Source organism: Fontibacillus forbon, assembly GCF_046559655.1.
Classification (GTDB): Bacteria; Bacillota; Bacilli; order Paenibacillales; family Paenibacillaceae; genus Fontibacillus.
On record NZ_JBKGFV010000001.1, the window covers coordinates 78575 to 91323 of the forward strand.

The 12749-nt window shown below is 46.2% G+C and carries 10 protein-coding genes; all 10 read left to right on the forward strand.

The window, feature by feature from the left end:
• Nucleotides 1–16 precede the first annotated feature (16 nt).
• The 10 genes from ACLB09_RS00305 to ACLB09_RS00350 all read left to right on the forward strand — a co-directional run bounded on the left by ACLB09_RS00305 (nucleotide 17) and on the right by ACLB09_RS00350 (nucleotide 12695).
• Complete coding sequence (locus ACLB09_RS00305) at nucleotides 17–967, forward strand: ABC transporter permease (RefSeq protein WP_410767751.1); 951 nt, start codon at nucleotides 17–19, stop codon at nucleotides 965–967.
• Between the two features lie 11 nt (nucleotides 968–978).
• Complete coding sequence (locus tag ACLB09_RS00310) at nucleotides 979–1875, forward strand: carbohydrate ABC transporter permease (protein ID WP_410767752.1); 897 nt, start codon at nucleotides 979–981, stop codon at nucleotides 1873–1875.
• 121 nt (nucleotides 1876–1996) lie between these two features.
• Nucleotides 1997–3634, forward strand: a complete 1638-nt coding sequence (locus ACLB09_RS00315) for an ABC transporter substrate-binding protein (protein ID WP_410767753.1) — start codon at nucleotides 1997–1999, stop codon at nucleotides 3632–3634.
• 28 nt (nucleotides 3635–3662) lie between these two features.
• Nucleotides 3663–6131 (forward strand): PfkB family carbohydrate kinase, encoded by a 2469-nt coding sequence (locus tag ACLB09_RS00320; protein WP_410767754.1) that lies wholly within the window; start codon nucleotides 3663–3665, stop codon nucleotides 6129–6131.
• On the forward strand, nucleotides 6128–8407 hold the full coding sequence (locus ACLB09_RS00325; RefSeq protein WP_410767755.1) for a GH32 C-terminal domain-containing protein: 2280 nt from the start codon (nucleotides 6128–6130) through the stop codon (nucleotides 8405–8407). The genes ACLB09_RS00320 and ACLB09_RS00325 overlap by 4 nt, the downstream gene beginning before the upstream one ends.
• Before the next feature lie 280 nt (nucleotides 8408–8687).
• Complete coding sequence (locus tag ACLB09_RS00330) at nucleotides 8688–8843, forward strand: S-layer homology domain-containing protein (RefSeq protein WP_410767756.1); 156 nt, start codon at nucleotides 8688–8690, stop codon at nucleotides 8841–8843.
• A gap of 211 nt (nucleotides 8844–9054) precedes the next feature.
• Nucleotides 9055–9804 carry a glutamate racemase gene (murI, locus tag ACLB09_RS00335; protein WP_410767757.1) on the forward strand — a complete coding sequence of 250 codons (750 nt, stop codon included), beginning with the start codon at nucleotides 9055–9057 and terminating at the stop codon, nucleotides 9802–9804.
• Nucleotides 9764–10837 carry an NAD(P)H-dependent flavin oxidoreductase gene (locus tag ACLB09_RS00340; protein ID WP_410767758.1) on the forward strand — a complete coding sequence of 358 codons (1074 nt, stop codon included), beginning with the start codon at nucleotides 9764–9766 and terminating at the stop codon, nucleotides 10835–10837. Before murI ends, ACLB09_RS00340 begins: the two co-directional genes overlap by 41 nt.
• A 220-nt stretch (nucleotides 10838–11057) precedes the next feature.
• A complete protein-coding gene (locus ACLB09_RS00345; RefSeq protein ID WP_410767759.1) occupies nucleotides 11058–11561 on the forward strand; it encodes a MerR family transcriptional regulator in 504 nt (167 codons plus the stop codon).
• A gap of 54 nt (nucleotides 11562–11615) precedes the next feature.
• The gene (locus tag ACLB09_RS00350) at nucleotides 11616–12695 is read left to right on the forward strand and encodes an AI-2E family transporter (protein WP_410767760.1); all 1080 of its coding nucleotides are present in this window, start codon (nucleotides 11616–11618) and stop codon (nucleotides 12693–12695) included.
• The last annotated feature ends 54 nt before the right edge of the window (nucleotides 12696–12749 follow it).

Here is a 12749-nt window from a genome sequence, read left to right on the forward strand (position 1 = left end):
GAAAGGGAGTATAAGAGTGAATTCAAGAACCAGCGCGTTGGATCATTCCACGATCAAACCAAAACGAAAAAGATGGAGCCGAATTAAACGCGACTATGAGCTGTATCTGTTTTTGCTGCCGATTATTATTCTTTATCTCGTCTTCAAATATTACCCGATGTACGGGGTTCAAATTGCTTTTAAGGATTTTTCGCCAAGTCAGGGGATTTGGGGAAGTGAATGGGTAGGATTTCAGCACTTTATAGATTTTTTCGACTCCTATAACTTCTGGACTATCATCACGAATACGCTTTCACTCAGTTTTCTTTCGTTATTGTTTGGCTTTCCGGCTCCGATCATTATCGCACTGATGCTGAATCAGATGCTTGGGAAGAGATACAAAAAATTTGTGCAAACTGTGATCTATGCACCGCACTTTATTTCTACCGTCGTACTTGTCGGTATGCTAAATGTTTTCTTGTCTCCAAATAGCGGAATTGTGAATCATATCATTACCATGTTCGGAGGAGACCCCATTCTGTTTATGGCCGACGAAGGCTGGTTCCGTCCTCTGTATATTTTGTCAGGGATATGGCAGGAGACTGGTTTTTCGACCATTATTTACCTCGCTGCTCTTGCAGGAGTCAATCCGGAACTGCATGAAGCGGCAACCATGGATGGAGCGAGCAAATGGAAGCGTGTATGGAATGTGGATATTCCAAGCATCTTGCCAACGATCGTCATTCTGTTGATTCTCGCCCTCGGTAACATTATGAGCATCGGCTTTGAAAAGGCGTTTCTGATGCAGAGCGATTTGAATTATGGTACCTCCAATATTATCCCGACCTATGTGTATGAAATGGGGATACAGAAGGCTCAATACAGCTTTTCTACGGCAGTTGGCCTGTTTAACTCGCTTATCAATATTATCCTGATTGTCACCGTCAATCGGATCGCTAAAAAGATGACAGAAACTAGTCTGTGGTAGGAGGAATCATCTTGAATCCATTTATGAAGAGAAAGAGCAGAGGAGACATATGGTTTGACATCATCAACTTTGTTCTATTGTCCATAGTTATGCTGCTCGTATTATTCCCGTTGTACTTTGTACTGATTGCGTCGTTCAGTGACCCAAACTATATCTACTCTGGTGAGGTCTGGCTGTTTCCTAAAGGCTTCACATTGGATGGTTATGAACGGATTTTTAATGATTCGTCCATATGGATCGGTTATGCCAATTCAATTCTATACGCGACCCTGGGAACGATAATTGGAGTAGCCGTGACTGTATTTGCGGCCTACCCGTTAGCCCGTAAAGATCTGGTAGGAAGATCGGCGATCATGTGGTTTTTGATGGTTACCATGTTTTTTAGCGGAGGGCTGATACCCACCTATTTGCTGATCAAGGATCTTCACATGCTGAATACGATCTGGGCACTAGTTATTCCTGGTGCAGGCGGCGTATTCAATGTGATTATCGTGAGGACATTTTTTCAATCTTCCATACCGGATGAAATGTGGGAAGCGGCATCGATTGACGGATGTTCCAACACCAGATTCTTCTGGAGCATCGTCCTGCCATTGTCCAAGTCGATCCTGGCTGTCATGGTGCTGTATCATGTTGTCGGTTTCTGGAATGGTTTCTTCGACGCTTTGATCTACCTGAACGATGAAAACAAGTATCCGCTTCAATTAGTGCTGCGCAATATTCTTGTTCAGAATCAGGTCAATTCCGGCATGATGATCGATGTAGAATCCTACGCAGCTAAAATGCGCGTTACAGAACTGATTAAATACGGTGTCATCATGGTATCCAGTCTGCCGCTGTTGATGTTGTATCCTTTCCTGCAAAAGTACTTTGTTAAAGGCGTGATGATCGGCTCGATCAAGGGCTGATGCTGACATATGCTTGAAAGGGGGGATGTACAGCAAATTCAGATAAATGCCATAGAACAGCAACGAAGAGAGCGATCTGTGATTTTGAACTTGTTGGATGAAAAAAAGGGAGGTTATGTTCATGAAGTCTTTATTCAAAAATGCAGGGATTGTTGTGTTAGCCGGAGCGTTTATGCTTAGCGGATGTTCGGGAAACGGAAACAACGGTAACGGGTCAAAAAACCAAGCAAATAGTCCGGATCAAGAACTGAATTTCAACAAAACCGGTCTTCCGATTGTAAACGATACTGTCACATTAAAGATGGTGTCCCCGAAAGCTTCATTGGCACCCGTGTTCTCGGAGATGGAAATCTTCAAGCGGCTGGAAAAGGAAACGAACGTAAAGATCAAATGGGAGAACATTCCTGAAGCCGATTATGCAGAAAAGAAAAATTTGTTACTCGCGAGCAATGATTTGCCGGATGCCTTTTATATGGCCGGATTCACTGATTACGAGTTAATCAATTACGGTAAAGACGGAACCCTTATTCCGCTTGAGGATTTAATTGAACAGTATGCGCCTAATTTGAAAGCGCTTCTCGATCGCCGGCCTGATATCAAATCATCGATCACAGCACCGGATGGACACATCTACGGGCTGCCATCCTTTGAAGAGAATAACCTGGGAACCAACCCCTTCTTTCACGTCATCAATAAAAGCTGGCTTGATAAGCTGGGGCTGAAGGTACCACAAACACTGGATGAATATACAGAAGCTCTGGTGGCTTTTAAAACGCAGGATCCGAATGGCAATGGAAAGCAGGATGAAATCCCGTTAAGCTTCAGGCACATGCAGTGGTGTTCGGATATTGCCGGCCTTTTCGCGGCCTTTGGACTTCCGGATAACCTGGAGCACCGGGTCGTCCGTGACGGGAAAGTTATTTTTACCGCGACACAGCCTGAATATAAGGAAGCTCTGAAATATATCCATGAAAAATGGTATAAGCAGGGCCTGATTGATCCCGAATCCTTCACTCAGGATGATGCACAGTATCTGGCCAAAGGTAAAACGGCAGAGGAGACGCTCGGATCTTATGTCTGGTGGGAAGTCGAAGAAGTTGTCGGAACCGAACGCGCCAAGGATTATGTTCTGCTGTCTCCGCTGAAAGGACCAAATGGAGATCAAACAATTGGACGCGCCAATGGCGGTGGTCCAGGACGTGGTTCCTTTGTAATTACAAAAGAAAACAGTAACCCGGAAATCACCATGCGTTGGATCGACCAGCAGTTTGAACCTTACATGGCTGCTCAAATCCACTGGGGTCCGCTGGATATCGTGTATAAGAAAGACGAGAACGGAAAACTGGTGAATTTGCCGCTTCCTGAGGGAACCTCCTCTGCAGGTGAATTCCGTCAACAAGTTGCTCCGGGATCGGGCGCACCTGGCGTCATTACTTTCGATGACTTCGGAAAAGTTGTAGATATGGAGCCGCGTGCCCAGCAGCGTGCTAAAGATCTGGAGCAATATTACAATGCGTACATGGAAAAGGAAAACTATCCAAGCATCTTCTTCGAACCGGAGGAACTGGACAAAATCAACAAGATTGAGCCCGAATTGATTAAGTATGTAAATACGCAAAGAGGTAAATTCATTGTTGATGGCGGCGTAGATGAGCAGTGGGACAGCTATGTAAAGACACTGGAGAAGATGGGCCTGAGTGAATTAATGGAGATTTACCAAACAGGGCTGGATCGTTATAACGAAAATCTAAAAAAATAAATAAATAGATGATAGGTGGGGAGAAACTGTGCTTGATGTCATCGCTATCGGGGAAGTATTGATTGATTTTACGCCGGCAGGACGTTCAGCGGGAGGTAACGAGCAGTTTGAATGCAATCCTGGAGGGGCTCCGGCAAACGTAGCCGCTGCGCTATCCCGCCTGGGAGCCAGCTCAGCACTGATTAGCAAGGTTGGATCGGATCAATTCGGTGCCTTGCTGCACGATACCTTGCATAGCATCGGGGTTGATGTGTCCGGAGTTTCTAATACAGATGAAGCAAATACAACACTGGCATTTGTTCATCTGGATGATAAAGGAGATCGATCCTTCAGCTTCTTCCGGAAACCTGGAGCGGATACCTTCTTGCACGTAAAGGATGTTCCGCTGGAGATGCTGGAAGCAAGCAGGGTCTTACATTATGGCACGTTATCCATGACCCATGAACCGGCCCAAACGGCAACTAGAACGGCAGTCCTAAAGGCTAAGGAAGCAGGCGTTTTGCTCTCGTTTGATCCGAATGTCCGCTTTGCGTTATGGGACAGTAAGGAGGAAGCAAAGCAGAACATTCTTTGGGGCATGAAGTATGCCGATATCTTGAAGATATCGGAAGAAGAGCTTTCTTTTATAACGGGTACCAGTGATGTTGAAAAAGGCTCGCTGGAACTTCAAGCGCAATTTGGTATCGCGTTGATCGTCGTTACTTTAGCGGAAAAAGGCTGCTATTACCGTTTGGCTGGTCAGGATGGATATGTGCCTGGGTTCCAAGTCAAGGTCATCGACACAACCGGAGCCGGGGATGCTTTTCTGGGATGCTTGTTGTATAAGATTCTGGAAACGGGAAGTTCCTTGAATGATCTGACAAACCAGCAAATCGTTAGCATGCTGACTTTTGCTAATGCTGGCGGAGCATTGGTAACAACACGGAAGGGGGCTCTTGGAGCAATGCCGTCGACAGAAGAGATCAACCAGATGATAGAGTCCAATAAACAGCACAATGCTGAGCGCTTCAGACCGGGGTTTCATTTTTCGCCTCCATCCCATTGGTTGAATGATCCGAACGGATTGGTATTTTACGAGGGAAGCTATCATTTATTCTATCAGCACCATCCTTACGGCAATAAATGGGGACCTATGCATTGGGGCCATGCAGTAAGCAAAGACCTGGTTCATTGGGAGCATCTGCCGATCGCTCTGTTCCCGGATGAGCACGGCGCTATTTTCTCCGGATGTTGCGTGGTGGATTGGAAGAATAGCAGCGGATTGTTCGAAGATTCTCATGGATTGGTTGCACTCTTTACCCATGCGGATACACATCCGGAGACCGGACAGCCGCGCCAGCGGCAAAGCTTGGCATACAGCAGCGATAAAGGCCAAACCTGGTACAAATATGAAGGGAACCCCGTCCTCGCAGAGGAGGAGATGGTTGACTTCCGGGACCCGAAGGTGTTCTGGCATCCGCAAAGCGAGTGTTGGATTATGGTTCTTGTTGCGGGAGACCATGTCCGGTTTTACCGGTCCGAAAATCTGCGTGAATGGTCGCTGAGCGGTGAATTCGGTAAAGGAGAAGGTTCTCATGACGGAGTTTGGGAGTGCCCTGATTTGTTTGAATTACCGATTGATGACACCGGGCGTTCCAAATGGGTACTTATCATAAGCATCGGCGATAATCCCGATGGTCCGGAAGGATCGCGTACGCAATATTTTATCGGAGAGTTCGACGGAAATAAGTTTATTAATGACAATGCGGCCGATCATATCATGTGGCTGGATTATGGCAGAGACAATTATGCGGGAGTCACTTGGTCGGATGTCCCCGAGCAAGACGGACGCCGCGTGATCATCGGGTGGATGAGTAACTGGAAGTATGCCAACGAGACGCCTACCGGTTCCTGGAGAGGGGCTATGACTCTACCACGAGTTTTGTCACTGACCGACCGGGACGGAAGTGTGGCCTTGACCCAAATGCCTGTCCGGGAAATGGAGCAGCTGAGAAAAGGGTCCATCCGCTGGAATGACGTTACTGTTAAACCGGAGGCTCCACTTTTGCAGAAGGTAAATGAAGATTTGCTGGAAATTGAGGCGGATATCGATATCCGGTCCAGTAAAGAGGTTCATATCAGGTTGAAATCTTCTGGGCAGAGTGAGGTTGTGATCGGATACGATCCTGAGCGCCAATGGTTGTTCATCGATCGTTCAAAATCGGGGGTTACGGATTTCCACTCATCGTTTGCGTGCAAACACGGTGCCGGAATGGTTGCGTTGAACGGAAAGATCAAGCTGCATATTTGGCTGGACCGCAATTCGATTGAAGTGTATGCAGATCATGGCCTGGTTGCACTGACGGATCAAATTTTCCCTGACGCTCCTATTGAGAATGTCGAAGTAAGCACGCAATCAGGGCAGGTTGTAGTGGATTCGCTTCAGATCCATACGCTTAAATCTATTACTATTCCCGGCAGCACTGCTGAGCTGACTGTAGGGAGGGATGATGCATGAGCCGCCCAATAGGTGACCAGGGATTAATCATGTATTGGTCTTTTGATGAAGGGGCCGGAGCAAGCGCTCTGGAGAAAGTATCTCAAGTCCGGGATGAGATTCAGCACGTATTTAATCAAGCAAAGTTTACCGAACCGACCGGCCCGCAGTGGAGACAGGGAGTAACGGGAAACGGGCTCCTGTTCGACGGTTACTCGACTTCTATTACCCATTTGGTCAGTGGAGGAGACACAACCAGCGGGTCGGAACCACTATCCGCACTAAGCATCGGAGTATGGGTTGCGCCGCGCACCTATGATTGGGGCTATGAAGGAAAGTTGGCGGCAATTGTAAACTGCCATAATATGGACCGAAAGCAGGGGTTTCTGCTTGGCATGTTCCGACACGGCAGTTGGTCCTTTCAGGTGGGGCTTGAGGATGGGAACTGGACGGAAATCTGGTCCCGGGACGGTCATGAACTGCCTAAAAATGAATGGTCTTACGTAAATGCTGTATTCGATGGGAATCAAGGCGAAATCAAGCTGTATTTGAACGGTAGTGAAATTGCTTCGTCTGTCGTGCCTCGCGGTTCCCGCCTCGCCGAGGCCGCGGGCATGGATTTGCTCATCGGCAAGAATAATCACAGCAGCCAGTGGGGAGGGGTATTCAACCTCCAGATGTTTAGCGGTATTATCGATGAACTGAAAATATATAACCGGGTCTTAAGTGCAGAGGAAGTAGCCGCTTCTTATCGCCATGTGCTGGACTCCGTGCATGGTGGCGTCAAGCCTCAGCTTCAATATGATGCGATCAAGCTGGATCGGACACCATTATTGCTGGATCGGCACAGACCGCAGTATCATGCCAGCCCCCCCGCTCATTGGATGAACGAACCGCATGCGCCGATCTATTTTGAGGGGCAATATCATTTGTTCTATCAGCATAACCCGTTAGGGCCGTTCTTCTATCAAATTCATTGGGGACATTGGGTCAGTGAGGATCTCGTACATTGGCGTGATCTTCCCGTAGCTCTGGCGCCGGAAATGGATCAGCTTGCACCGGACGGGATCTGGTCGGGAAGCGCAACTTATGATGCGGACGGTCTGCCTGTCCTGTTCTTTACGGCGGGGAATGACAGTGCTTCGCCGAATCAGAGCGTGGCGCTGGCCCGGAGTACTTATACCCGGGATGGTGACCCGGATCTGGTTCAATGGATCAAACATCCGGAGCCTTTGATTGTACAGGAGAAGGGAATGGGCGCATTCGGTGATTTTCGCGATCCGTTCGTTTGGAAAGATGATGACGGCTGGTATGCCCTGGTCGGATCGGGGATCGATGGCGAAGGTGGTGCCGCCCTGGCATTTGCTTCAAAAGATATGATGAATTGGACGTACAAAGGGCCATTTTATCAAGCGGACATTCAGAAGTTCCCCTATCTTGGACCCATCTGGGAGCTCCCTGTCCTTCTTCCCCTTGGCATCGACAAGCAGGGTGAGAACAAGCATCTTTTACTGGTAAGCCCTGTCGGAAAAGGCGCCGATGTCGAGGTATTCTATTGGATCGGACAGTTAGACAAAGAAAGTCTGTCTTTCATTCCCGATCAAGAGGAGCCGGAATTGATTGACGTCGGCGATTTCCATTTTACGGGTCCTAGCGGAATGGTCGATCCGAAAACCGGCAGAAATATCGTCTTTACGATCGCCCAAGGCGACCGAACGTCCGAACTGGAGTATCAATCGGGCTGGGCTCATAACGCCGGCTTGCCACTCAGCGTGTATTTGCGGGATGATGGACGGCTGGGAATCGAGCCGATTCAGGAGATGGAGTCTCTGCGCGGTGCCAAGCGGCTATCGTTCCGTGACAAGTCATTGGCCGAGGCTAATGTATTGCTAAGGGACGTTCAGGGTGACATGCTTGAGATTCAACTGGAACTGGAGCCGGCTAGTGCCACACAACTCGGAATCAAGGTTCGGCGTACACCCGATGGAGATGAGGAAACTCTGCTGTATTATGATTTCAATGAAGCTAAACTCTTGGTGGATCGGACAAAAACGACCCTTCATCCGGGAGAAAAGTGCAGAGGAGTTCAGGGCGGAAAGCTGGAACTGCCAGGTGAGAATTTAAAGCTTCACATCTATTTGGACCGCTCTATGGTCGAAGCCTATGCCAATGGATTGAAAAGCCTGACGACACGGGTATATCCGAGCCGTGAGGACGCTTTGGGGCTAGAGATCTGGGGAGACGGCGAACCCGTTGTCAAATCTTTGGAAGTATGGGATATGCAGTCTATTTGGTAGAGAAGCGCTTAGGCGCTTCTTGCCTGTAGGCTAAGAGAGTCATAGATATTCAGGAAGTTTACTCCTGCATATTGAAAGCGGTTTATTAAATGTGAAAGGGGCTCTTGAATGAGAAAAGTTAAGGTTCGCGGTGTAAGGTAAGCGATGCGGCATTTGCACCCAAGCAAAACGTGACCCGAGCCGTGAAGAAATGGCGGCAATGATTTACAAAGCTTATTTAATTCATACAGGTCAGAATTCAGCTGCCATTCATCAAGTGAGTAATTTTTAAGATGCCGGGTTGATCAGCGGCTGGGCTGCAGATGCGGTTGCTGCTGCACAGGAACTTGGGTTAATCAGCGGCCGCAGTATGGACTTTTTCATGCCTCATGAAAAAGTAAACCGTGCAGAAAGTGCGCAAATCATCTCGCGGTTGCTTGACAAGATCAATCAATAACTGGCATGGGAAGGGCCGGTCAATCAAGGTGAAGTTTTCATTCACCATGATTGCCGGCCTTTTGTTTCTATGCAATGATTTTTTAGCCTGTACTAGCGTCGGACTGTATTTATTGTCTGTCGTTTAACTAAAGGGCAGAATAGTTTTCAAACAAGTAAAGTGATAAAATTAACTAAAAACTTATTATACAGTCCATGAGAAGAGTGGAATTATGAGAATAGGATTTTTTGATTCCGGGATAGGTGGTTTAACTGTACTCCATCAAGCATTAAGATTCATGCCTAAAGAAGATTTTCTCTTTTACGCAGACACGTTACATGTTCCTTATGGAGAAAAAACGAAGGAAGAAGTAAGAGAGTACGTTATAAATGCTGTAGATTTTATAGCCAATCAAAATGTTAAGGCTTTGTTTGTTGCTTGTAATACTGCTACTAGCATAGTTATCGAGGAGCTTCGAGAAAAGTATAACTTTCCTATACTAGGTATGGAGCCGGCCGTTAAACCCGCGATTGAAAAATGTGCAGGAAAGCAGAAGAGGGTTTTAGTATTGGCCACAGCTCTAACCTTAAAGGAGAAGAAATATCTTGATTTGATTCAAAAGAATTTATCCCCACTTGATTTAAGCCAATACGGTACGCTAGTGCTGGGATGCACTCACTTCCCTTATTTTGAGGGAAGTTTGAAGAGGATATTTCCCAAAGATGTAAATTTTGTTTCAGGGAGTATCGGAACTGCAAAAAATTTGAAGAGAATACTAGAATCTAACGAACAGTGTAACCAAGGCACGGGCGATATAGTATTTTATAAATCAGGTATAGAAGTTGAGGATACATTCACTTTATCTAGATACCAAAGTCTATTTCAAATTCTTGATGAATTAATGAGACAACGAAAAAAGAAGCAAGGGGATCAAGTAGAAGATGAGCATTCATTTGAGCACAGAAATATGCCGAATCTTTAATATCCGTTATCCAATTCTACTCGCGGGAATGGCTGGCGTGCCGGGAGTACAATTGGCGGCAGCTGTATCTAATGCTGGAGGACTTGGGATACTAGGGGCTGCATATATGAGTCCTAAAGCCATACGAGAAGCGATCCAAGAAATCAGAAAATTAACCCCATTTCCATTTGGCGTTAATCTTTTCTCAACTTCATTCGTCGAAGATAACTCCAGGATAAAAGAGGCCCAAAATGAACTTAACAAGATACGCGAAGAGTTAGGGATTATGCAAGCTTCAGATGAAGATGTGAATACCCCGAACCATTTTGAGGAGCAGTTTGCAGTCTTACTTGAAGAAAAGGTTCCGGTAATTAGTACGGCTTTCGGGTTACTCCCAGATAACCTTTTACAGCAAGCAAAATCGTCAGGGATCCGAATCGTGTCTATGGTAACGACTGTAAATGAAGCTATCTTAGCCGAACAGGCTGGTTGTGATGCGATTGTTGCGCAAGGCAGTGAAGCCGGGGGGCATCGAGGCACTTTCGACATCTCGAAGCATTCAATGGGTGCTAATATAGGTGTTATGGCCTTGGTGCCTCAAATTGTGGATCAAGTTAAGATTCCTGTTATTGCAGCTGGCGGCATTATGGATGGTCGAGGACTCGTAGCTGCTCTTGCCCTTGGCGCTCAAGGGGTACAGATGGGAACACGATTCTTAACGTCTTTTGAATCCGGAGCTCATGAAGCCTATAAGGATGCACTAATGAAAAGCACGGAAGAAAGCACGGTAATCACCAAGGTATTTTCGGGACGTCCTGCAAGAGGAATAGTCAATAAGTTTATTAAACATTGGGACATGAATAGCGTTGAGCCGCTTCCATTCCCAACTCAAAACACAATAACGCGAGATATTCGGAATGCCGCTTCCGAACAAGGTAATGCGGAATATATGTCATTGTGGGCAGGACAGGGTACTAGAATGCTTACAGATCGTCAAAAGGTAGAGGATATCATTTCCGAAATACTGCAACAGGCGAAATTAATATTGCAATGAGGCAGGGAGTAAATTTTTGCGCGGAGGATGAGGTCGGGTTCTTGATCATTGTGCATCTCCTCATGCTAATGGAATATTGTTTTGATAGCGCAAATTCTATAACTTGAAGTCGACTCCAAGTCAAGGCGTAAAAACAAAGTTTTTCCTAAGAACAAGAGACTTGACTTGGAGCCAGCTCCAAGATGTAAATGCACAAAACACAATCTACGGAGGGTACAAGATGGGGGAAGAGCGAACCTTTACGATAAAACAAACCGCCGAGCAAACCGGAATTACTGAGGATACGATCCGTTATTACGAAAAGATCGCGCTCTTGCCCCGTGCGGAGCGGAAGGACAACGGGCACCGCATCTACCGGCAGGAGAACATCGATACGATCCGGCTGATTGCATGCCTGAAAAAAACGGGGATGCCGCTGGAGGAAATGCGGCCTTTTTTGGGGGTCTCCGCCGAAACCGATCCTGCGGAATATCCCGAACTGGTGGAACTCTTAAAGAGCCACCGAGAGAATATTATCAGCCAAATCGCCTCGCTGCAGCAGGTCGTCGATTTTATCGACATGAAGCTGGAAGAGGGAAGATATCGACGGGACTGCTCGGATGAAGGTCTGGAGGGTTCCTTAGCGAAAAGGAGGGGAGAACCGGAACCAAAACCCGCCTCACCAAGTGAGATGAGTTACTTTTCCATGTCGGTCAAAGGGGCAGCCAACCTTTATAAGCAGTAAGGTTTATACTATAATATTTGGCAGTACAAATTTTGAAGTTAGGTGTGAATGAAGATGAACTTGCTGGATAAATGGACCCGCGGCGGGAAGTTTGTTCTGATTGTGCTGGCCATCGTCTATTTGTTTTCACTGGTAAAACCCTTTTTCTTGCCGATGCAAGCAGTTATAGGCGCGATTTTGATCCCTTTGCTGCTTGCAGGCTTCTTTTATTATTTGCTTCGGCCAGTAGTTGCTTACATGGAACGATATAAAATTAAACGGTCTATTGCGATCCTTCTACTCTATGTTGTCTTGGTGATATTGACTATTGGGTTTATTGCAGGGGTCTGGCCGCTCCTTCGCGATCAGTTGTTTAATTTGGTGCAAAACATTCCGAACTTTTTGGTTAAGCTTGATGTTCAAATTGAAAATCTGGGGGAGGATTCATTTCTCTCGAAGATCCTTCCGTCCGATTCGAACTTGCTTGCTAATCTGACTGATTATTTAAGCAAAGGAATCGCCTTTTTAAGTAATTATTTATCCAGTTTTATTTCTTTTCTTTCCCAATTTGCTATCGTTTTGTTTACTTTTCCGATTTTGCTTTATTACATGCTGAAGGAGGGGCATCGCTTCAAGCGAGGTTTAGCCAAGCTTTTTCCTATTCGATACCGGAGAACTGTGTATCGCGTAACCAGAGATATGGACAAAGCTCTAAATGATTATATTACCGGGAGGGTCATTGTCAATTTAGCATTAGGAATTCTTATGTTTATCGGTTTTATTATAATAGGACTTCCTTACGCCCTTTTATTGACTTTGATTGCGGTTATACTCAACTTTATCCCCATGTTTGGCGCTATTATTTCATCTGTTCCGATTGTGATTATAGGTTTGATCCAGTCTCCATCTACCGGCATATGGGCACTAGTTATAATTTTAGTGGCGCAGCAAATTCAGGATAACGTGATCTCACCGTATGTTTTCGGAAAGAAACTGGACATCCATCCGGTGACGACGATCCTCCTTGTTTTGGGAAGCGGAAATTGGTTTGGCATTATCGGGATGCTGGTAGTTATTCCGGTATACATGATGCTGAAAATTGTCTGGAGACGCATTTATGCTTTGTTTATCAGCTCCCGTTGGGAAAATTTATAAAGCGAATACCGGTACGAAACGTATTGAATTTCATTCGGGAGATTTAACGAGGTT